Source organism: Arthrobacter sp. MYb214 (assembly GCF_002979865.1).
In the GTDB taxonomy this organism is placed as follows: domain Bacteria; phylum Actinomycetota; class Actinomycetes; order Actinomycetales; family Micrococcaceae; genus Glutamicibacter.
In genome coordinates, this window is the sequence record NZ_PCPZ01000007.1 from 42,222 (window position 1) to 64,277 (window position 22,056).

General features: G+C 58.9%; 16 protein-coding genes. 9 read left to right on the plus strand and 7 right to left on the minus strand.

The genetic code is table 11. From position 1 onward, the window contains the following. Nucleotides 1–17: 17 nt before the first annotated feature. From CQ012_RS15340 to CQ012_RS15355, 4 genes are all read left to right on the plus strand, one after another. On the plus strand, nucleotides 18–470 hold the full coding sequence (locus CQ012_RS15340) for an FHA domain-containing protein (protein WP_105659058.1): 453 nt from the start codon (nucleotides 18–20) through the stop codon (nucleotides 468–470). A 74-nt stretch (nucleotides 471–544) separates the two neighbouring features. Continuing rightward, on the plus strand, nucleotides 545–1,300 hold the full coding sequence (gene ftsR / locus CQ012_RS15345) for a transcriptional regulator FtsR (RefSeq protein WP_286134694.1): 756 nt from the start codon (nucleotides 545–547) through the stop codon (nucleotides 1,298–1,300). A gap of 40 nt (nucleotides 1,301–1,340) precedes the next feature. Further along, nucleotides 1,341–1,823, plus strand: a complete 483-nt coding sequence (locus tag CQ012_RS15350) for a bifunctional nuclease family protein (protein ID WP_105662558.1) — start codon at nucleotides 1,341–1,343, stop codon at nucleotides 1,821–1,823. Nucleotides 1,824–2,065: 242 nt separating this feature from the next. Then, nucleotides 2,066–2,659, plus strand: a complete 594-nt coding sequence (locus CQ012_RS15355) for a MerR family transcriptional regulator (protein WP_105659060.1) — start codon at nucleotides 2,066–2,068, stop codon at nucleotides 2,657–2,659. 93 nt (nucleotides 2,660–2,752) lie between these two features. On the opposite strand, the gene CQ012_RS15360 is transcribed toward CQ012_RS15355, so the two are convergent. Further along, complete coding sequence (locus CQ012_RS15360) at nucleotides 2,753–3,568, minus strand: ParA family protein (protein ID WP_105659072.1); 816 nt, start codon at nucleotides 3,566–3,568, stop codon at nucleotides 2,753–2,755. A 351-nt stretch (nucleotides 3,569–3,919) separates the two neighbouring features. Between CQ012_RS15360 and CQ012_RS15365 the strand changes: the two genes are divergently transcribed. Then, complete coding sequence (locus tag CQ012_RS15365; RefSeq protein ID WP_105662559.1) at nucleotides 3,920–7,372, plus strand: pyruvate carboxylase; 3,453 nt, start codon at nucleotides 3,920–3,922, stop codon at nucleotides 7,370–7,372. Between the two features lie 98 nt (nucleotides 7,373–7,470). Then, nucleotides 7,471–8,013, plus strand: coding sequence for a hypothetical protein (locus CQ012_RS15370; RefSeq protein WP_105662560.1), 543 nt, complete (start codon nucleotides 7,471–7,473; stop codon nucleotides 8,011–8,013). Here CQ012_RS15370 and CQ012_RS15375 read toward each other — a convergent pair. The 3 genes from CQ012_RS15375 to CQ012_RS15385 all read right to left on the minus strand — a co-directional run bounded on the left by CQ012_RS15375 (nucleotide 7,986) and on the right by CQ012_RS15385 (nucleotide 11,115). After that, nucleotides 7,986–9,797: an AMP-dependent synthetase/ligase gene (locus CQ012_RS15375; RefSeq protein WP_105659063.1), complete on the minus strand. Its 1,812-nt coding sequence runs from the start codon at nucleotides 9,795–9,797 to the stop codon at nucleotides 7,986–7,988. The genes CQ012_RS15370 and CQ012_RS15375 overlap by 28 nt on opposite strands. A 113-nt stretch (nucleotides 9,798–9,910) precedes the next feature. Further along, nucleotides 9,911–10,345 carry a hypothetical protein gene (locus tag CQ012_RS15380; RefSeq protein ID WP_105659064.1) on the minus strand — a complete coding sequence of 145 codons (435 nt, stop codon included), beginning with the start codon at nucleotides 10,343–10,345 and terminating at the stop codon, nucleotides 9,911–9,913. Beyond that, the gene (locus CQ012_RS15385; protein WP_105662561.1) at nucleotides 10,342–11,115 is read right to left on the minus strand and encodes an alpha/beta hydrolase; all 774 of its coding nucleotides are present in this window, start codon (nucleotides 11,113–11,115) and stop codon (nucleotides 10,342–10,344) included. Before CQ012_RS15385 ends, CQ012_RS15380 begins: the two co-directional genes overlap by 4 nt. Nucleotides 11,116–11,250: 135 nt before the next feature. On the opposite strand from CQ012_RS15385, the gene CQ012_RS15390 reads away from it, so the two are divergent. After that, nucleotides 11,251–11,922: a lysophospholipid acyltransferase family protein gene (locus CQ012_RS15390; RefSeq protein ID WP_105659066.1), complete on the plus strand. Its 672-nt coding sequence runs from the start codon at nucleotides 11,251–11,253 to the stop codon at nucleotides 11,920–11,922. A 71-nt stretch (nucleotides 11,923–11,993) separates the two neighbouring features. Beyond that, nucleotides 11,994–13,397: a class II 3-deoxy-7-phosphoheptulonate synthase gene (locus tag CQ012_RS15395; RefSeq protein ID WP_105659067.1), complete on the plus strand. Its 1,404-nt coding sequence runs from the start codon at nucleotides 11,994–11,996 to the stop codon at nucleotides 13,395–13,397. 71 nt (nucleotides 13,398–13,468) lie between these two features. Here the strand turns inward: CQ012_RS15395 and CQ012_RS15400 are convergent, their stop codons facing one another. The 3 genes from CQ012_RS15400 to CQ012_RS15410 form a co-directional block, all read right to left on the minus strand. After that, nucleotides 13,469–15,685, minus strand: coding sequence for a Stk1 family PASTA domain-containing Ser/Thr kinase (locus tag CQ012_RS15400; RefSeq protein ID WP_105662562.1), 2,217 nt, complete (start codon nucleotides 15,683–15,685; stop codon nucleotides 13,469–13,471). A 202-nt stretch (nucleotides 15,686–15,887) separates the two neighbouring features. Then, complete coding sequence (locus tag CQ012_RS15405; protein WP_013348560.1) at nucleotides 15,888–16,136, minus strand: WhiB family transcriptional regulator; 249 nt, start codon at nucleotides 16,134–16,136, stop codon at nucleotides 15,888–15,890. A gap of 638 nt (nucleotides 16,137–16,774) precedes the next feature. After that, the gene (locus CQ012_RS15410) at nucleotides 16,775–20,584 is read right to left on the minus strand and encodes an FHA domain-containing protein (protein WP_181149084.1); all 3,810 of its coding nucleotides are present in this window, start codon (nucleotides 20,582–20,584) and stop codon (nucleotides 16,775–16,777) included. A 249-nt stretch (nucleotides 20,585–20,833) separates the two neighbouring features. Between CQ012_RS15410 and CQ012_RS15415 the strand changes: the two genes are divergently transcribed. Beyond that, nucleotides 20,834–22,054, plus strand: coding sequence for a TadA family conjugal transfer-associated ATPase (locus tag CQ012_RS15415; RefSeq protein ID WP_105662564.1), 1,221 nt, complete (start codon nucleotides 20,834–20,836; stop codon nucleotides 22,052–22,054). Nucleotides 22,055–22,056 lie beyond the last annotated feature (2 nt).

Genomic DNA, 22,056 nt, shown 5'->3' on the forward strand with positions numbered 1-22,056 from the left:
TTCTGGAGGACCCCATAATGTCGGAACATCGGCCGGTTGACCCGCACAACGAGTCTGCCTCTGAGACGACCAATATCGCTCTTCCTGCGGTGCACAAGGGTGCTGAACCTTCGGTCATCTACACCCTGAGTGAGGATGAGAAAAACGCAGTTAACGCCCTGCCAGCTGGTTCTGCGCTGCTGATTGCCCATTCCGGACCAAACAAGGGCGCACGCTTCTTGCTGGACACCGACGAGAGCATCGCAGGCCGCCATCCAAACGCGGATATCTTCCTGGACGATGTGACCGTTTCGCGTCGGCATGCCAAGTTCTCCCGAACGGACGCGAGGTTCACGCTCAGCGACATCGGATCGCTGAATGGTACCTACATCAACGGCGACCGTATCGACGAGATCCCGTTGAGCACTGGTGTTCAGGTTCAGATCGGCAAATTCCGCCTGAATTTCTACCAAAGCGTTCCGAACCTTTAAACTAGTAGAGTTCGAGGTTTTGTCCGCCGGCGTCTGGCACGCCGACATATCCATACATCCGAGGTGTAGACCCTTTGCCGATCTTTGACGCAGCCCGCAGCCCACGTCTCGAGGCTCATCGCCACGAGACCTTCCGGCAGGCCGCGCTGAATATCGGCGAGGTGCTCTCGGAACTCAAGGATGAGTTCCCACGTGTCACTGCGTCCAAGATCCGCTTCCTGGAAGACAAGGGACTGATCATCCCGCAACGTACCTCCGCTGGATATCGAAAGTACTCCGCGTCGGATGTGAGCCGCTTGCGTTTCATCCTTTCGGTTCAGCGCGACCAGTACCTGCCGTTGAAGGTCATCAAGGACCATCTCGACTCGGTGGATCGCGGTGAAGCGCCAGCAGCATTGCCTGGGGGAGCCCCGGTGGCGCCACAGGCGGTCAACGATGACATGGCTGAGGCCGTGGAGCGCAAAACCCGTTCGGTGTCCTTGGCTGAACTGCAGGGGCTGACCGGTGCCAGCGAGGAGCTCGTTGGCGAATTGATAAAGTTCGGCTTGATCGAACCGGTTGCTGGCCTGTTCGACGCCAACAGCATCAAGGTCACCAGATCGGCCGTTCAGCTGGCGGGCCATGGCGTTGAACCTCGCCACCTGCGGCAGTTCCGTACCGCAGCTGATCGCGAGTTCTCGCTGATTGAATCGATTGTCGGCAACGAACTGAAGAAGCCTGAAGTCTCCGCTCGTGCCCGCGCTGCGGAAGAGGCCCAGGAAATCTCGCGCCAGTGCCTGGAAATTCACGAGGCCCTGGTGCAACGTGCTATTTCCCAACTGGATCGCTAGGCTGAATTCGAACAGGCAACAACAACTCTAAGGGGCTAGCATGCTGGAACTGGAGTTTGCCGGAATCCGTATTCAATTGCCGGCGAATCAGCCGCTGTTGCTGCTCAAATACCCTGAGCGTAATCTCTACCTTCCGCTGTGGATAGGTGCGCCCGAAGCCTCGGCCATCGCAATGTCTGAACAAGGGCTCACTCCGCCTCGGCCGATGACCCATGATCTGCTGCTCAGCGTCATTGAAAGCATGGACGTGAAGCTTGAGCGGATCGAAATAGTCTCGGTAAACAATGCCGTGTTCGTCGCGGAGCTTGTCCTTTCCAACGGCAAACGCGTAGATTCCCGTTCCTCGGATGCCGTCGCCCTTGCCGTGCGCGCCCAGTGCCCGATCATGTGCGCCGAGCACGTCCTGGAAGAAGCTGGCGTGGCCATCGAGAATGAAACTGGCGGCGAAGAAGCACCCGAAGAGCAGTTGCGCGAATTCCGTGAATTCTTGGACAATATTGATCCAGAAGATTTTTCTTCGTAGATATCGCGCGTTTGGTTTCAGTGGAATATTGGCCTTGAATTGGGTAATTCCCCAAGCCTGCGCGACACGCCTTAAAGTTAAGCTTGAAGGTCTTTGACCATTAGTCGTTATCGCCGTACCGTCTTTGCATAGGGACATTTAAAAAGAGCTGTTTTTTGATGGTCATCACTCGCATCTGCGCGGTTCTCATTCGGTCCCTGGATACTCGTTTAGGAACGTGCTGACACGCAAGGAGCAATTGGATGGAGTCTCGCCAGACTGGGCCTCACTATGGGGTCGACGGTGGCAACAAGCAATCCAGCACCCAGGGATTGCTCTTCACCGATGACCTGCCTGAGCTGGATGAACATGCCGGCTACCGCGGTCCAATTGTGTGCAAGGCAGCCGGCATTACCTACCGCCAACTCGACTACTGGGCACGTACTGGCCTGGTAGAGCCGGCAGTGCGCGGAGCCAAGGGATCCGGCAGCCACCGCCTTTATTCATTCCGGGATATCCTCGTGCTCAAGGTTGTCAAGCGGCTGCTGGACACCGGAGTATCCCTGCAGCAGATCCGTTCGGCCGTTTTGCACCTGCGTGAACGCGGCGTTGAGGACCTTGCCCAGATCACGTTGATGAGCGATGGAGCTTCGGTCTACGAATGCACCAGCGCCGACGAGGTCATTGACCTTGTCCAGAAGGGCCAGGGCGTATTCGGCATCGCCGTAGGCCGTGTTTGGCGCGAGGTGGAAGGTTCCCTTGCCCAGCTGCCTTCAGAGAGCTCTGTGCAGCAGACCCTGCCAGAAGATGAATTGGCTGCCCGTCGGGCTGCCAAGGCGGCGCGCAACGTCGGCTAGGGCCGGCAGATAATTCAAGAGCTTAAGCAATTGACCGGATCTTCCTTGAAGGAAGATCCGGTCAATTGCTTAAGCTGCTATCCGTATCCGGGCCTAGGTGTTGTTCGGGCCTGCTGCGGACATGACTTCCTTGAGCAACGCGTCGAACTGCGCCAGCATCGGAGCAGTAGCCTTGGAAGGCCACTGGTGCACCGAGTACGCGGCACCTTGGATCTGCTGCCATTCCGGGTGTTCGGGAATCTCGGGCTTGACCATGGAGTCGCCGAACATCTGGCGCATTTCGCCCAAACGGAAGGTATGCTCCGCGGAGTCCTTGCGGACGCGGTTGGCGACAACACGTACCGGTCCCAGGGAAGGAGCGAATTCACGGCGGAAGAGTTCCAATGCGCGCTGGGTGCGCTCGGTGCCGGCCACGGAGAACAAGCTGGGTTCTGCCACTAGCACGAGCTGATCCGACGCGCTCCATGCCATGCGGGTCAAGCCGTTCAGCGATGGCGGGCAGTCGATGAGAACCAACTGGTAACCGCTGGTGCGGCTCAGAAGCTGGGAGAGGCGGCGTAGGTCGCGGGTCCGCAGATCTGGTCGATCGTAGATGCCGGTGAATGCGTCGCCAACGGCAACATCGAGCACTGGAATGCGGGTACGGGATTTCTTCTCTGCTGCCTTGGACTGCCAAGCGCTGGCGACAACCTGATCTTGCAGACGGGCGCGACGAGCGTTCTTGAGCATTTGCCCAATTGGCTGCTTCCCATTAGCCCGGACTCCAAGGCCAGTGCTGGCATCCGCATGGGGATCCAGGTCAATGACGAGAGTCGGAATGCCGGCGGCAAGTGCTGCTGAAGCCAATCCGAGTGTCACGGAGGTTTTTCCTACGCCACCCTTGAGGCTGCTGATGCTCACTACGTGCACGGACCAGACCACGCCTTTCACTGTTCGTTAGTTTAAACGTCCCACCGAATTTTTAGTCTCTCATCATCATAGTGTGCCGAGCCGTGTTTCTCCGACTTTGCAACGTCAGTTTTTGCCATTAGGCACAAGTTAGTGATTAAAACTTCAAAGATCCAATTATTTCATGTGGTCTGACCACAAGGCGAAATGTTTGGACGTTCTGGAGAATCCCCGTGTAGTGTGTTTCACAGAAGTGGCAAATGCTAGCTGCTTTTCGAGACCCGACACGCTGGGATGGCGGGCCTGCACCTGAGGGGAACAGTCCTGATTGTGCCGTTGAACCAGCGTGTACAGATTCGATGTAGGGACACTATGTTTGAAAAGATCTTGGTCGCCAACCGCGGTGAGATTGCGATTCGCGCTTTCCGCGCCGGCTACGAGCTGGGCGCAAAGACCGTTGCTGTCTACCCACATGAGGATCGCAATTCGATCCACCGTCAGAAGGCCGCAGAGGCCTACCAGATCGGCGAAGAGGGCCATCCGGTCCGCGCCTACCTGGATATCGACGAGATTATCCGCGTTGCCAAAGAAGCCGGCGCGGATGCAATCTACCCGGGCTACGGCTTCCTCTCGGAAAATCCTGACCTCGCACGAGCTGCCGAAGCAGCAGGCATCAAGTTCATCGGTCCAAAGGCGGACGTGCTTGAACTGGCCGGCAATAAGGTAGCGGCGCTGAAGGCTGCTCGCGAGGCAGGCATTCCGGTACTGGAATCCTCCGAGCCAAGCGATGATGTTGATTACCTGATTGCCGAGGCCGATCGCATCGGCTTCCCGATCTTCGTCAAGGCTGTAGCCGGCGGCGGCGGTCGCGGCATGCGCCGTGTCGACAAGCGCGAAGACCTGCCGGAGCTGATGGGCGCGGCAATGCGCGAAGCCGGCACCGCCTTCGGGGACCCCACCGTTTTCCTGGAACAAGCAGTGCTGCGTCCGCGCCACATCGAGGTGCAGATCCTCGCCGACGAGCAGGGCAACATTGTCCACCTGCATGAGCGCGACTGCTCGCTGCAGCGCCGCCACCAGAAGGTTGTCGAAATCGCTCCAGCACCGAATCTGGATGAATCGATTCGCCAGGCGCTGTTCCGGGACGCCGTGAAGTTCGCGCAGACTCTGGGCTACCAGAACGCAGGCACCGTCGAATTCCTCGTTGATACCGTGGGCGACCGCGCCGGGCAGCACGTATTCATTGAAATGAACCCGCGCATCCAGGTTGAGCACACGGTGACCGAAGAGGTTACCGACATCGACCTGGTGCAGGCGCAGATGCGCATCGCTGCTGGCGAGTCGCTGAAGGATCTGGAGATCAGCCAGGACACCATCCAGGTGCGTGGCTGGGCCTTGCAGTCCCGCATCACCACCGAAGATCCAGCCAATGGCTTCCGTCCGGATGTTGGAACCATTACCGTCTACCGCTCCGCCGGCGGCTCGGGTGTCCGTCTGGATGGCGGCACGATCTACACCGGCGCCGAGGTGTCCCCGCACTTCGACTCGATGCTGGTCAAGCTCACTTGCCGTGGCCGTGACTACCAGACGGCTGTGGCTCGCGCCCGCCGTGCGCTGGCCGAGTTCCGCGTGCGCGGTGTGGCCACCAACATCCCGTTCATCCAGAATGTGCTCAGTGATCCGCAGTTCCTGGCCGGTGATGTCGCTACCGACTTCATCGACTCCCGCCCGGATCTGCTCACCGGCAATGAATCCCAGGACCGCGGTACCAAGGCGCTGAACTTCCTGGCCCATGTCACGGTGAACCAGCCAAATGGCAGCCGTGTCGAGGGAATCGACCCGCGCAAGAAGCTTCCTGCTTTCCCGGGTGACAAGACCGACGAGCCAGAGCGTTCGCCATTCGATGGCCCCTCCAAGTCCGCCGTGCCGGCCGATGGCTGGCGCCAGAAGCTGCTGGATCTCGGTCCGGAAGGATTCGCCAAGGCCCTGCGCGAGTCGAAAGCGGTGGGCATCACCGATACCACCTTCCGCGATGCGCACCAGTCGCTGCTGGCCACCCGCGTCCGCACCCGCGACCTGCTCGCGGCAGCACCGGCCTACGCGCACAACGTCCCGCAGCTGTTCTCCATGGAAGTCTGGGGCGGTGCCACCTACGATGTGTCCCTGCGATTCCTGGGCGAAGATCCCTGGAAGCGCCTGGAGCTGCTGCGTGCGGAGCTGCCGAACATCCCGTTGCAGATGCTGCTGCGCGGCCGCAATACCGTGGGCTACACTCCATACCCAACCGAGGTCACCGACGCTTTCGTGAAGGAAGCCGCGTCCGCAGGCATCGACATCTTCCGCATCTTCGATGCGCTGAACGATGTTTCGCAGATGGCTCCGGCCATCAAGGCGGTACGCGACACCGGCACCGCAGTCGCCGAAGTGGCCCTGTGCTACACCGGCAACCTGCTGGATGCCAACGAGAAGCTGTACACCCTGGACTACTACCTGGAGCTGGCACAGCAGATCGTCGACGCTGGCGCGCATATCCTCGCAATCAAGGACATGGCCGGCCTGCTGCGCCCAGCGGCAGCAACCAAGCTGGTCACGGCCCTGCGCGAACGCTTCGCTCTTCCGGTGCACCTGCACACCCACGACACCTCCGGCGGGCAGCTGGCGACGTTGATGGCTGCCATCGACGCCGGTGTGGACGCCGTCGACGTGGCCAGCGCGGCCATGGCGGGCACCACCTCGCAGCCATCGGCCTCTGCACTGGTCGCAGCGCTGGAGTTCACCGAGCGTGATCCCGGCCTGTCACTGGATGCCGTGGCGTCGCTGGAACCGTACTGGGAAGCAGTGCGCGCCATGTACAAGCCATTCGAATCCGGACTGCCAGCGCCAACCGGCCGTGTCTACCAGCACGAGATTCCGGGCGGCCAGCTTTCGAACCTGCGCCAGCAGGCCATTGCATTGGGCCTGGGCGAGCGTTTCGAAGCGATCGAGTCGATGTACGCCTCGGTCAATGACATGCTCGGCAATGTGGTCAAGGTGACTCCATCGTCCAAGGTCGTCGGCGACCTGGCCTTGCAGCTGGTGGGTTCCGGAGTCCCAGCCGCGGACTTCGAAGCGAACCCGCAGAACTACGACATCCCGGATTCGGTCATCCAGTTCCTCTCGGGCGAGCTGGGCAACCCTCCAGGCGGTTGGCCGGAACCGTTCCGCACCAAGGCGTTGCAGGGACGCAATGTCAAGGCCCATGTCGAGGACCTCTCGGCAGAGGACCTGACAGCGCTGCAGGCGGATTCGCAGACGATTCGCGGTACCCTGAACCGGTTGCTCTTCGCTGGCCCAACCCGTGACTTCGAGAAGTCGGTGGAGAACTACGGCGATTTGTCCGTCCTGCACACCCGCGACTACCTCTACGGCCTGGTTCCCGGCTTTGAGCATGTCATTTCGCTGGGTACCGGTGTTCGATTGCTGGTCAGGCTGGTATCGGTATCGGAAGCCGATGAGAAGGGCCTGCGCACCGTCGTGGTCAACCTCAACGGCCAGTCCCGCCAGCTCAAGGTCCGCGACGAATCGGTAGAATCCACCGTGAAGTCCGCGCCGAAGGCCGATCCGAACAACAACGGCCACGTCGCTGCACCCTTCGCGGGAGCGGTGACTGTGAACGTCAAGGTCGGCGACCTGATCGAGGCCGGCCAGTCCGTGGCCACCATCGAAGCAATGAAGATGGAAGCTGGCATCACCGCCAACGCGGGCGGCGTGGTCAGCCAGGTAACCCTGAATGGCACCAGCCAGGTACAGGGTGGCGATCTGCTGCTGGTGATCGAACCCAAGTAGCATCCGCAGTACCCAGAGCACGGGGGCTCGTGACCAAGGTTGCGGGCCCCTGCGCTCTGCCAACTAATCGTGCGAACCACAAAGCAGAAGGAGCTGTGATGCGCCCAAGCAAGATGACGCCCGGGGCTGTGCCCGCCCGGCTGAGGCAGCAGGTTGCCGAGCTGGGATCCAAGGGCCAGCCGATCACGGTACTGGTCTTCACCCTCGACACGCATCTTCCGTTCTGCGAAATCGCAGAGCACCTGGCCGAACAATTCGGCGAATTGGATTGCAAGGCCCAGGTGGCCACGGCCGGACCGCAGCGCGTGCAATCGGTGATGGACGGGAAATTCACCGGCACCAACGTGTTGGTGGTTGTGGGCGATACCAGTGCCGACTCGGAAGACCGGCTCATGGAATTGGTCGAATGGCTGCTGGCCAATGGCCGCAAGGACCTGGCTGGGAACCTGATCTACGCGGTGCTTGGCCACGAGCACCAGAATCACGCCACCCAGGCATTCAGCCGCGTGGTATTGCCGCGCAGCTACTATGCCCGAACACAGCAAAGCGGCCTCAAGTTGCCTTGGGCCGCCTCAGCTCGCGAATCGTGGGAGCTGGCTAATGCAGTGCTGGACTATGCTGTCGGCTTGGGCGCCGAGTAGATGCCTTCGATCACGGCTTCGTAGTCCTTGAGCACTACTGCACGCTTGATCTTCATCGAGGGAGTCAAATGACCGGTTTCCTCGGTGAAGTCAGCAGGCACAACGCGGAAGGACTTGATCGCCTCGGCCTTGGATACCGAGGTGTTGGCCTTGTCGATGACCGCCTGCACGGTTTCGAGCACCTTTGGATGGGTCGATAGCTCGTCCAGCGACAGGTTCTGGTCCATCTGGTGACGGGCCAGCCAACCTGGCAGGGCTTCTGGATCCAAGGTCACCAGGGCCGCAATGAACGAGCGGCCCTCGCCGATGACCACGCACTGGGAAACCAGCGCGTCGGCGCGGATCTGGTCCTCAAGCAGCGCAGGAACCACGTTCTTGCCGCTGGCGGTGACGATGATTTCCTTCTTGCGCCCGGTGATTCTCAGGAATCCGTCGGCGTCGAGTTCGCCGATATCCCCGGTGCGGAACCAGCCATCGGTGAAGGTCTCATCCTGCAGCTCTGGACGGTTGCGGTAGCCGCGCATCACGCAAATGCCCTTGGTGAGGATCTCTCCGTCCGCGGCGATGCGCACGGCGTTGCCCGGCAGCGGCTTGCCTACGGTGCCGATCTTGATCCGGTCCAGGGTGTTCACCGTGATCGGTGCGGTGGTTTCAGTCAGGCCGTAGCCTTCCAGAATGGTGACCCCGATGCCGTTGAAGAAGTGGCCGAGGCGCTCGCCCAGCGGACCTCCGCCGGAGACCGCATGGCGGATGTTGCCACCCATCGCGGTGCGCAGTTTCTGGTAGAGCAGGGCGTCGAAGAGCTTGTGCTTCAGGTTCAGCACGAGCGGTACCTTGCCCTCCTGCTTGGCGCGGGAGTATGCCACTGCAACGTCAACGCCGGCGTGGAAGATCTTGCCCTTGCCGCTATCTTCAGCCTTGAGCATGGCCGAGTTGTAGACCTTCTCGAAGACGCGCGGCACAGCGAGGATGAAGTTCGGCTTGAAGGACTGGAGGTCCTCGAGCAGGTGCTTGACATCGGGGGTGTGCCCGGTGCGGCAACCAGCGGCAATGTTGACTACCGAGATGAAGCGGGCGAAAACGTGAGCCAGCGGCAGGAACATGATGGTCGATGCGCCCGGGTAAACGGCGCCGGGCAAGGTAGCCACAGCGTTCTCCGCCAGCTCCACGAAGTTGCCGTGGGTCAGCTCGCAGCCCTTGGGACGGCCGGTGGTGCCCGAGGTGTAGATGATCGTGGCGATGTCATCCAATGCTGCGCCCGAACGGCGGGCTTCGAGCAACTGGTCATCGACGTTCCGGCCATCTTCGGAGAGCTGTTCCAGCCCGCCATCGAACTGCCAGACGTGATCCAGTCCGTCGAGCTGTTCCTGATGGGCGGCGCGGCGCACCACGGCTTCCTGGGCGGCGGCCTCAACGACGACGGCCTTGGCACCGGAATCGGAAACGATCCAGGCAACCTGGCTAGGGGAGGAAGTTTCATAGACGGGGACAGTGACACAGCCGGCGAACCAGATGGCGAAGTCAACCAGTGTCCACTCGTAGCGGGTCTTGGCCATCAACGCGATGCGGTCGCCAGCTTCGATGCCATTGGCGATGAACCCCTTCGCAATGGCCCGGGCGTCGGCAGCGAACTGCGATGCCGTGACATCATTCCACGTTCCGTCGGTTCCCGGCTTTGAGAACAATGCCGGGTTGGCCGCTGAATTCGCGTGGCGTAATAGCAGATCTGTAATATTCGACTGCTGTGGCGAATGAATGCGAATTGGCGAGCTGTATTCGCGCATCTGGTCTTCAACTCCTGAAACTCTGTGGGACCCCATTAGCAATAGCGGGTAACCCGCATCACATCTTTATTACTATAGAGTAACCTACCGTGTGGTGTACTCAAAGCCGTTTTCTATACTTGAGCCCCATCATCTCCCGGATCGCGTTCAGTGGGAAGACGTTTGAGCAAGTAGGCGATTCCGAGCAGGGCGGCGAGTGCCAGTCCGAAATAGATGAACACCGGAGCTGATCGGAAAAACACCACGCACAGCAGCAACCCAAGCGGACCGCCAGCGGCGCCAACCCAGGCGAGGTTCAGCATCGGATCACCCGAACCCAGCGCGGCGGGTTCTTCTGGAACGAACTCTTCCGGGGTCTGCTCAGCAACATAGTCGCGCGGTCCGCGAACCGCGGCAGGCCCGGTGTTGAAGAGCTTCTCCAGTCTCGCCGCGCGCTCGTCGGCGCTGGGTTCGCGGGGTGCCGAGGCATCAAGCTGACGGAAATTCTCGACTAGCTCATCCCACTGCGGATCATTCTGGTTTGAAGGATGGGCATCTTCCGGATTCATGCGCGCTCCTCCTGGCGCTTCTGTTCCGTGGCGGCCAGCTGCGCGAAGAAGCGAGCGGATTCGTGGAAAATCTGCTCCGCATCGTAGTCCAGTGTGGCTACGTGCTTGGAGTGCAAGAGCATGTGGTGCTCGGCCAGGGTGCCTGAGTTCAGGCCCTCGACCAGCTCGCGCACCGACTGCTCTGAGACTACGTTGTCGACGGTGGAACGGAAGAGCTGCACCGGGGCGTTCACCAGTTCCAAGCGCCGGCGGGTCTGGGCAAAGAGCGAACGGAGTTCGGCTACGGCTGCTACCGGGGTGCGCGGGTAGGCCCCTTCATCGACACCGCGCTTGGCGATGTCATTGCTGATAGGGGCAACGCTGCGCACTACATGCTTGAGCCAAGGAGTATAGGGGGACAAGGGGGAGTCCACGACCAGGCCCGGATTGACCAGCGAAACACCGGCTACATTGCGGCGGGTCGCCAGATGCAGGGCCAGGGCGCCACCCATGGAAAGGCCAGCGGCGAATACCTGCTCGTGCGTGCGCGCGAGCCTGTCAAAAGCCGCTTCGGTAGCGTGGATCCACTGGCCATAACCTCGACCGACCATGTCCTGCCATTGCGTTCCGTGCCCGGGCAAAAGGGGAATGTCCGTGTCGAATCCGGCCTGCTCCAAGGAATCCGCCCATGGCTGCATGGAAACAGCGGAGCCGGTAAAACCGTGGATCATAAGTACTGCACATGGACGTTTGCGCTCGTCCAGCGGAGTATTGCCTGCATCAAGTTTCATCGTGAACCCTCCGGATTTCTGCCTTCACCTTCGAGCGTAGTGCACAATTGAAGGGTGCGGAGTGCGCTTCGACCAGTAAGGTCGCGGTTTCTCTTCCCGCGTAGCTGGTCAACTAGAAGAAGGAATTTTCCCGCTGTGCTGTACGACTTCCTCAAGCGTTTCGCTGTCCGGCCGCTAATACGAATTTTCTTCCGCGTCAAGATCCAGGGCATCGGCAATGTGCCTGAAACCGGTGCGGCGATCTTGGCTTCCAACCACCTGTCGGTGAGCGACTCGGTGTTCCTCCCAGCGGCGCTGGATCGTACCGTGATCTTCCTGGCCAAGGACGAGTACTTCAACGGCAAGGGCATCAAGGGCCGGATCACCGCGTGGTTCTTCCGCAATATCAACCAGCTGCCCATGGACCGTTCAGGCGGGCAGAAATCGGCTGCTTCGCTGGCCAGTGCCAAGAACGCACTGGCGCAGGGCCAGGTGCTGGGCATCTATCCGGAAGGCACCCGTTCACCGGATGGACGGTTGTACCGGGCCAAGCTCGGCGTCGCAAAGCTCGCCCTGGAAACCGGTGCCCCGGTGATACCAATTGCAATGATTGGCACCGACAAGGTCCAGCCCATCGGCCAAAGCCTGCCGCATCCGGGCCGGATCGGGATCAAGATCGGCAAGCCGCTGACCTTCGAGCACCTGAACGGCAGGTCCGCGAATCCTGAAACGCTTCGCGCTTGCGCCGACGAGATCCGCAAGGCAATCAATGTCCTGTCAGGTCAGAGCTACGTCGACATCTATGCTCCACGCAAACCAAAGAAGTAGCAGGCCGTTATGCGCAGTGTTACGGCGACTTGTTACATTCATCGCGGTCCTTTGAGCTGATGCCACGTAGAATGGGCAAGGTGAGCGAAGAAAACCGAACCCCATTGCCAGGCTCCTCCGTAGCCGGCCCCGCCACCGATCCGCAACTAGATTTGTGGCGTGAATTGCCAATTGCCCAGCAGCCGACTTGGCGTGAGCACAAGGACTATCAGTCCTCCATCAACGAATTGGGTTCGCGTCCGCCACTGGTATTTGCCGGCGAAGTCGACGTACTGCGCGAACGCTTGGCCGCAGCAGCCCAGGGCAAGGCCTTCTTGCTGCAGGGCGGCGACTGCGCCGAAACCTTTGCCGATGCAACCGCCGACAAGATCTCCTCGCGAGTTCGCACCATCTTGCAGATGGCTGTGGTGCTGACCTATGGCGCATCGATGCCGGTAATCAAGATGGGACGCATGGCTGGCCAGTTCGCCAAGCCGCGCTCCTCGAATGACGAAACCCGAGATGGTGTTACTTTGCCGGCATTCCGCGGCGACATCGTCAACGGCTTCGACTTCACACCCGATTCCCGTGCCCACGATCCGAAGCGCATGGTGCAGGCCTACAACACCTCATCGGCCACGCTGAACCTGATCCGCGCGTTCACCCAGGGCGGCTTCGCAGACCTGCGCAGCGTGCACTCGTGGAACAGCGGATTCATGGCCAACCCGGCGCACTCCGCCTACGAGCAGCTGGCCGGCGAGATCGACTCGGCCATCCGCTTCATGGATGCCTGCGGTGCAGACTTCGAGGCGCTCAAGCGCACCGAGTTCTTCGCCTCCCATGAAGCACTGCTGCTGGACTACGAGCGTGCGTTGACGCGTACCGATTCGCGGACCGGCCTGCCGTACGACACCTCCGGCCACTTCCTGTGGATCGGTGAACGAACCCGTCAGCTGGACCACGCACATGTGGACTTCCTCTCGCGCGTGCGCAACCCAATCGGCGTGAAGCTGGGCCCGAACTCGGATCCGGAAGATGTCCTCGCGCTGATCGAAAAGCTCGATCCGAACCGCGAACCAGGACGCCTGACCTTCATCACCCGCATGGGTGCGAAGAACATCCGCGAGAAGCTGCCAAACCTGATCGAAAAGGTCACGGCCTCCGGCGCCCAGGTGCTGTGGGTTACGGACCCAATGCACGGCAACACGGTCACCAGCCAGAACGGCTACAAGACCCGCAACTTCGAAGATGTCATGGACGAAGTCCGCGGCTTCTTCGAAGTGCACGACGCGCTGGGCACCTTCCCAGGCGGCCTGCATGTGGAGATGACCGGCGACGATGTGGCTGAGTGCCTCGGCGGAGCGGATCCGATCCGCGAGGAAGACTTCGACTCGCTGTACGAGTCGCTGTGCGACCCGCGCCTGAACCACCGCCAGTCCCTGGAGATGGCCTTCCTGGTCTCCTCGGCACTGCAGAGCCGCAGCCGAAACCGCTAGCAGCTAGAGAATAATCCGGTTCCCGACAGCGGGAACCGGATTATTTTTATGCCTGGGGAACGGCGCAGGCCTCAGAAGGCGTAGATGCTGATCTCGCTGCCGCGCACGGCTTGCTGGTGCAATGGAGACTGCATGCGAACGGTCTGGCTGAAACCGCCAAAGACATTGTGCGTCTTCACGGAAAAGCCGGCGGCTTCCAGTGCAGAGAGTGCTTCCTCGACGCCCATGCCGAGCACGGATGGGATCTGGACGTATTCTGGTCCTTCCGAGAGATTCACTGTCACGGTGCTGCCGTACGCAACGGTGCCCTGGGCCGGGTCCTGGACGGCGACTAGGCCTTTTTCGGTCGTCGTGGAATGGACGGATTCACCGGTTTCCAGCTTCAAGCCCATGGACTCAAGCTTTTCCTTGGCCGCATCCTTGCCAAGACCAATGACCGCAGGAACAGGAACCGGAGCATGTCCCTGGGAAACAGTGAGGGTGATGATGTTCTTCCGCGGCAATTTCTTGCCGGCGGCAGGGGAGGAACTGATAATCTCGCCCTTCGTCACCGATTCCGAGTAGGCCTCGGCTTCCTGGACATCTTCGAAACCGATTTCATCGAGCAACTTGGTGGCCTGATCCAGGGTTTTCCCGGTGAAATCCGGAACTGCAAAAAGCTGAGGGCCTTGCGAAACGATCAGATCGATTCCCTGGAACTTCATGATGTTCTCGCCGGTCCCCGGCTGCGAGTCGACCACCCTGCCGATGGCAATCTCATCGTTGTAGGTCGTGCCTACCCGAACTGGAACACCTTGGCCATCCATTTGCGCGACTGCCTGCGATTGAAGCATGCCGGTCAATGACGGGATGCGGATGACGGTTCCGGGGCCGCGGCCGAAGAACCATCCGGCACCTGCGACCAGAGCCACGATGAGGATCCACATCACGGTGATGACGAACTTCTGCGTACCCGAGCGAGGCTGACGCAACCGGTGGGTGGGTACCTGTGCTTCCTTGCGCCACTTTCTTGCAGCCTGCTTCTGCGCACGCTTTTGGCCACGTACCGACAGCGGTGCTTCGGAATCGGCGTCATTCTCGTGGGCCGGTTCCAGATCGCGGCCGCGGGTGTACACCGACGTTGCGGCTATGCCAGAATCAGCGGCAAGATCAGTGGGACGAGGCTGGGCCAGTGTGGCTTGCGCATCGCGAAGATCCAAGACTTCGGTGGCGTCAACCGCGGCAATGACGGTTGTCTGGTCAGGATCGGCGGGGGCATCATCGATAACGTAGCTGTCCTCGTGCTGAGCAGTATTCCGCTTCAGCCATAGCTGTTCACGCTCATCTTCGCGCTCGCGTTGCATCGCATCAAGACGCTGCTGCAGCGTAGTGGGCATCTGCGCCATAGTTTGCGGGGTGAGATCTTCAATCCCGCCGAGGTCCTCGGCGCCCAGGTCCAGTTGCGCATCGTTGAGCGTTGAGCGGATCTGGATGATCTCCTCCAGCAGCAGCGAAGCATCTTGCGGGCGCTTCTCTGGATCCTTCTCGGTGCACCATCGAACCAACTCATCGAGATCTTCGGCCAATCCCGGAACCAAGTCCGAGGGCATGGGCATGGGGGAGTCCAGATGATGCTTCATTAATGCAGCGGCATTGGTCTCGGTATACGGTGCTTGTCCAGTCAGCATCTGGTAGATCATGATGCCCAGTGCGTAGATGTCGCTGCGCGAATCGGCTGGTGCCCCTGAAACTAGTTCGGGGGAGACATGGGACAGCGTGGCGACGAGCGTGGCTGACTGGGTATGGGCGCTGGCAGCACGGGCCAAGCCGAAGTCGGTAACTTTCACTTCGCCGGTATCGGAGAGCAGCACATTTGCCGGTTTCATATCCCGGTGGATGATTCCCTCGCTGTGCGCGGCGCTGAGACCGTGGCAAATTTGTTCAAGGACGCTTAGCGCCTGACGCGGAGTAAAGCGGCCGCGTTCTTCAATGACCTGTTCGAGGTTCCGTCCTCGAACATACTCCATCACGAGGTACACCAGATTATCGCTCACGTTGTGATCGCGGATGGAGACCACATTCGGATGAGTGATATTCGCAGCGATGACAGCTTCGGATTCGAATCGCTCACGCACTGTATGCTCGCTGGAGAAGTTGTCGTTCAGGATCTTCACGACAACCGCTCGATGCAGGCGCTTGTCCATGCTGCGGTAGATGCGTGACATGCCACCCAGGGCAAGCAGATGGTCCAGTCGGTATCGACCATCCAGCGTCTTGCCCAGGTTGGGGTCGGTCAGGGCCGGGCTCATTTTGCGGTCGCACCTGCCTGAACGGTGCACGCGAAGCGGGCCAGAGTCACTAACGGATCCTTTCGAACATGAATACTACTTTTAATGTACCTAGCTGAGCTGACAATTTGTCGCTTAAACTCGAAATCCGCCAGTGGTGTTTACCTCTGGCGGATTTCGTATAGCGTCTCGGGTTGCGAGAATTACCTCGAGCGCAGCTTAATTAGGAAGCGCGGCGAGCTCGTGCTGCACGACGCTTCAAGGCACGACGCTCATCTTCGCTCATGCCACCCCAGACGCCTGCATCCTGGCCGGACTCAATAGCCCACTGCAGGCAGGTTTCGGTTACTTCACATCGACGGCAGACGCTCTTGGCCTCTTCGATCTGCAACAGGGCCGGACCGGTGTTTCCCACTGGGAAAAACAGTTCCGGGTCCTTTTCCAGACACGCCGCGCGGCTACGCCAATCCATGCTTATTGATGCTCCTTGAAATCTGAGAGGGTGTGAAACACCAACGACAATCAACACACAGGCAAAAAATAACTAGGAGTGAAACGAAATCCTGGTTGCCTAGCGGTTAACATCTGGCGTCTCGAAAGGTCGGAGAAGTCCATTCGGGCACTTCGTTTAACCGACCACATAAGGTTTTCATGTAACGCGGAAGTAAACAAGAGTCACGGTAGCGAAATGTTGCTGAATGCCTGAGTGCTTTCTCACATGGCATTTGGCACTAGGATCCGCTAGTTATCAGAGGTGTGGCGCGAGCAACAGCAAAAGTCAATTGTTGCGGTTTGAGTTCCTGCAGAAGGTCAACGAAAATTGTTGATGTGAGCAACGAAAATGCAATCTCGTCCCGCCCAACCAGTGTTTTCGTGGTTGCCGCGCTTGTCCTAATTGAGGCCCTGGCTGTTCTGGCGTACGCCATCAGCTACATGTTGAACCTCGACACCAACGGAACAGTCAATATGGGCGGGCAGTTATTCATGCTGACCCTGTGCTTGCTTCTTGCCGTTTGGCAAGGCTCGGTAGCTGTCAACTTCTTCAAGGGAAAAGCGTTCACTCGTGCTCCGATTGTCGTTTGGCAACTATTCCAGCTCATCCTCTCTGTTTCATTCCTGAGCTCCAATATCCCGATGGTGACGGCCGCGGCGGTACTTTCCATCGTGGTCGCCGGAACCACTGTGGTGATGCTCTTCGCGCCGAAGACCACCGCATTCCTCGGAGACCGGCCAAACCGCTGAATTGCCAGCAGATAATTCGTACGGAATATGAATCATCCGCGGTTTGCCTCGTTTGGAGATGACCGCGCACCAATAGTCTTTGGCTCCTTGATGAGGCACCTGATGGATTGGCTGCCAATTCATCGGTTGAAGATCTTGCGGATGATGGGCTTCGACAGCGACTACCTGGCGATCATCGAACCCGTTGGCGCTCAATCCCAGGTCGAAGGCCATCCTGCTGGACGGCGGAACGAATAGCGCGACACCGATTCCCCTCGAATTCAGAGCGTTCAAGAGCGGTGGCAACCGAGAGTCATTGGTGGTTTCGAGGAAGAGGCAAAGCAAGTCCTGCCGAACACGGTACGAGCCGTCCTCGAGAGAACGTACGAACCGTTCAAAGTCCGGTAGGCCGCAAATATGCGGGGAGTTCCAACGCACAGCGAGTACGGCAGTCAGCTGCCGGCGCTGTTGCGTATCGGGGCACAGCACAACAACCATCGGACCTGCTGGTCGAGGGACCGCCTCACCATCGAAGGGCGAGTATCCCAGAAAGTTTGCCGGTTGAAGGGCAGAACCTGAAGGCATCTGCCAAGCCGAAGGCACTTCGGGCCAGGTGCTTCCCGGGATTTCAGCTAATTGAACTTCGGTGAGTTGGAAGACCTGCGGAGGATGCCCCGAACTCAGCTTGACCCCTCGACCCGGCAAAAGCGAACAGGCCGGGATCTTGGGCCACATCATCTTTAATGACTCGGTAGCGTTGAATGGGAAGAACCATTGCTCTGTACAAAGACCGGTGGACTTCAACGCGTTTTGGTCGCGGTCAACTGAACAAATCACCATAGGCGATTGCGGGCCGCCGAAACGCAATAGCGTACCGAGTGCTTCGTCCAGGCGTTGGAAATGTTGCGGGTGGATATTGGACTGCAACTGGGCCAGTGAATGAACGAGAATGATCAATGCTGGATCACTGGGCATGGATTCCAGGAAGTCGACAGCATCGAAAAAGCCATAGGGATCCTCACCCGTGACAACCTTGACGTTTTCAGTGGCATCCGGGATCGGCGACGGACCGAAGCAAAGTATTTTTCTGGGCGAACGGGCGAGGGAAGCGAACAGGGTTCGGGCACCGGCTTCTGGCAAGCCGCAGATCAATGTTGATCGTGAACGGGCAGGGTCAAGAATCAAAGGTTCAAGCCGGGCCAAATGCAGATTATCTGCAACGCCGCAGTAAATCGTTCCTCGTTCCTTCCCATCCCACGTATCTGGCGAGTGCGTTGGTTCTGCTGGCCGAGGCAACGCTGGAGCAAAACCAGATACCGGGAGCTCCGAAGTGGACCACTGTGAGGAAAGTTCTGCTGCATGGTTTTGCAAGCGATCTCCAGCGACTGACGCGATGCTCTTTTCGAATCGGCACAACGGACGAAGGCTGAGATCTTGACGATTCCGCTCGAATAGTTCGCCGTGCAGTGGCGGCTCGATGGCCAGCTGGAATTGCATGTTCCTAGTGGGCTTGGAAGCGCCCTTGATGATCGCCTGTCCGGGGTGGAGGAGTTTGGACGCCTCGGTGGAGCCCACCAGTTCCACGGACTCACCCGGGTCGTTTACCCTCAATGCGATTGTCGTGTTTAAGTTCGCCTTGGTTTGTCCCGTCAAAGCGCCAGCCGGACGCTGCGTGCTGAGAATCAGATGGATTCCTAGAGCTCGACCCACCGCAGCTAAACGATCAATTCTGGCGCTGGCTTGAGGAAGCGTTTCGACGAAAACACGGAATTCGTCAATGACTACCAGCAAGCGAGGCAGAATCGGGCCTGATTCGTCGAGATCTTGATATTCCGCAATGTCGCTGCAGCCTTGTGCTGCCAGAAGCTCCTCGCGCCGCCGCACCTCATGTTCTAGTTGTTCCAACGTGCGCTGAGCCGCTGCCTCATCGAGGTCGCTTGCGAAGAGCTGGACATGGGGCAAACCTGCATAGACGCCTAGTCCAGCTCCACCCTTGAAATCAATAAGTGCGAAGGCAAGCTGAGTCGGCGGGTAGTTCCGGGCAAAATCAGCAATCAGGCGCCTGAGCGCTTCTGACTTGCCTGACCCTGTAGTGCCGCAAATCAGTACATGCGGACCATCCTCATGAAGATCAAGGAACACGTCCTCTTGCTGTTCATCGAGGCCCAGATGTGCCCGTACGGCTAGTGACGGGGATGCAATGGATTCTGCGTTCTTGGTTATTGCCTGCTTTTGCAGCTGCACATACTGCTGCACCATCCTGTCGAACCGCGAAAGGCTCAGCGTGCTTAGGTTCTGCAGCACTAAGCGTTCGTCGGGCAAACGCGAGGACACGGGGCTTGGAACAATCCAATTCTCCACGGATTCGGCCAGCACCGGTGAAACGCCCAGCACCAGGGCGCCGGAAATAGGTTGAGGTTCCTGGGCAGTGACGTACAACGTCGCCAGGTTGGTTTCCTCTTTCCTGGTGAAGCTCGATTCTTCGGGAATCGACAGGTGGGCCACGGAAACGTTGCTCACCAAAAGCAGCGACGCCGGAAGACACCTGACACTGGGATCGAGCACGAGCCGTATCTGGCCGGAATGTATGGCCGGGAGATAGCGTGCAAGTACTGCGGCCAGAATAGCCCCAGCGCTTTGCCCTTGTGCAGAATTCAGCTGCCAGACGCTCGGGGTACTCGGGAAAAATACTGGACCGAACCAGGGCGCGTCCGACTTCGTCTTCCTGAGGCTACGAAATACTTTGCGGATCCCCGTGGGATCAGAACGAGAGGTGTCCTGCGGAGACCACAGTCCCTCGCCCCAAACCAGTGGTGGTATCCGGGCATGCGACAGTCCCAAAGAAGCGGAATCCAGTCCGGCTACGAACGATTCTCCGAGAGCCGGAGAATATTTACTTCTCGCGATAATGGCGGAAGCTCGTTGCACTTCCATTTCCCTTTTCCATTCGCGACGCTCCACGAACAGTTGACCGGCAGGCACCATACCCATAAGGGCCGAAACGCCACTCAAGATCAGAAAGAGCATCGAACCGGTAACCAAGGCAAGCAAGACGCCGGAGATGATCGGAACGAATGCTGCGAGGACCAGAGCAATTAAGCGGGACAGCTCGGGCTTGGAAGGTACTTGGATTTCCAATTGTTCGGGGGTTACCAATTGACCGGATTGGGCGGTTAATGGATCGCCGACAGCGAATTCAGTGTTGCCCAGAAAGAAGCGCGATCCGTGTTCCAATTCCACGGACTCGCAGCGGCTGCCATCTGGCATGGCAAGTTGCTGCTCAGAGCAGGCTACCAGGCGCAAGCTCCGGGTTGTCACGAATAACTTCGCGTGAACCCGGGACACCAGCGGATCTTCTAACCATAATGGGGCGGTTCTGCCGATGACATGTTCTCCCTTTGTGAGCGGAATCCAGGCACCAGCGTCGGGGCCGCGAACTACATATAACTTGAGGCACGAAGCTGTGGTGCTTGTGGCGCGAACAGGTTGGGGCAATTCATTGAGCAGAAGACGTTCAGACGCATGCAGGATCCCCAACTCTTCTATCCGCGTTATTCCCGAATACCATCGTTGTCCCGGGAAATGCTGCTGCAGCAGTGCGGCGAGCTGCTCGCCCGATATTCGTCCGGACATGACAAGTTCGAATTGCCGCGGATGCTGGAATTTTCGGGAAATCAGAAGTAATTCATAGCGGACCATGAGGTCTCCTGAATGTAATGGAATGTTGTCGTTCCCATCTAAACCAGCATTGAGGGCGGCGCTGGAAGATAAGAATCTTGGTGTGGAGAAAGTACCAAGAACTATCCACAACTTCGGGAACCTCTTGAAAGCGGTCTCTGCTGCAGATAGCATCCCTTGTCATACGAATAGGTATGCTGCACCGACGACGCGCTCGCCGATAGTCCCCGAGATCGGGATCCTCCAGTAGGGAAGCCAAAGGAGTCAGTCGTGGATGCGCTGTCCATTGTCGAAGACGAAGTACGCGAGCTGGTTCGCCGGCGTGGATTGGACCCGGCAAAGCAGCCAGCGATGATCCGATCACTTATTGAAGAGGTCATTCGCGACTACGACGAACGCGCATTGCTTGGCGCCGTGCCTTCACTTGGATCGCTAGAGGCCGCCCAACGTTCAGTATTCGATAATGTGGCCGGGTTCGGAGCGCTGCAACCCTTATTGGATGATCCTTCTGTTGAAGAGATCTGGGTAAATTCTCCACATCAAGTATTTTGCGCCAGAGGTGGCCAAAGCGAACTGACCCACATACGCATGGAATCGGCAGAAATCGCGGCTCTAGTAGAACGCATGCTCAAAACGTCGGGCAGGCGTCTGGACCTTTCCCAGCCATTCGTCGACTGCCAATTGCCTGATGGGTCTCGTCTTCACGTCGTGATTCCAGACATCACCCATGAGCATTGGGCCATCAACATTCGTAAGTTCATTGCTCGCGCGGGAAAACTTGAAGATCTAGTTGAGCTGGGAGCCTTGAGCGAACAAGCAGCGAGGTTCCTTTCTACGGCGATCAGTGCCGGTCTGAATGTCATCGTTACTGGCCCTACACAAGCCGGCAAAACGACAATGCTCAACTGTCTGGCATCAGCGATCGGCCCCAGGGAACGCATTATCACCATCGAGGAAATCTTTGAGCTGAATCTTTCACTAAGAGATGTCGTTGCCATGCAAACTCGCCTCGCCAATCTTGAAGGCACCGGTGAAATCACGATGCGCCGGCTGGTCAAGGAGGCCTTGCGCATGCGCCCGGAACGGATCATTATCGGCGAGGTCCGCGAAGCAGAGTCCTTGGATATGCTCATTGCCCTGAACTCGGGAATCGCGGGGCTATGTACCTTGCATGCGAATTCTGCCCGCGACGCTATCACAAAAATTTGCACTTTGCCGTTGCTTGCAGGACCAAATATCACCAGCGACTTCACCATCAAGACCGTGGCTGCATGCATTGACCTTGTGGTTCATTGCGTGCGGAGTCCACAGGGCCATCGCTATGTCAACGAGATTCTCAGCGTGCGCAACCGCGTGGAGGAAGGGCAAATTGAGTCCTCGACGCTTTTCGAGCGGCAAGCCGATCGCCTGCTGCCGGCTCGGGGAGCCGATTGGTCCCATGAAAAGTTTGATGTCGCTGGAATCAATATTGCCGAATTGATGGCGGTGTAGCG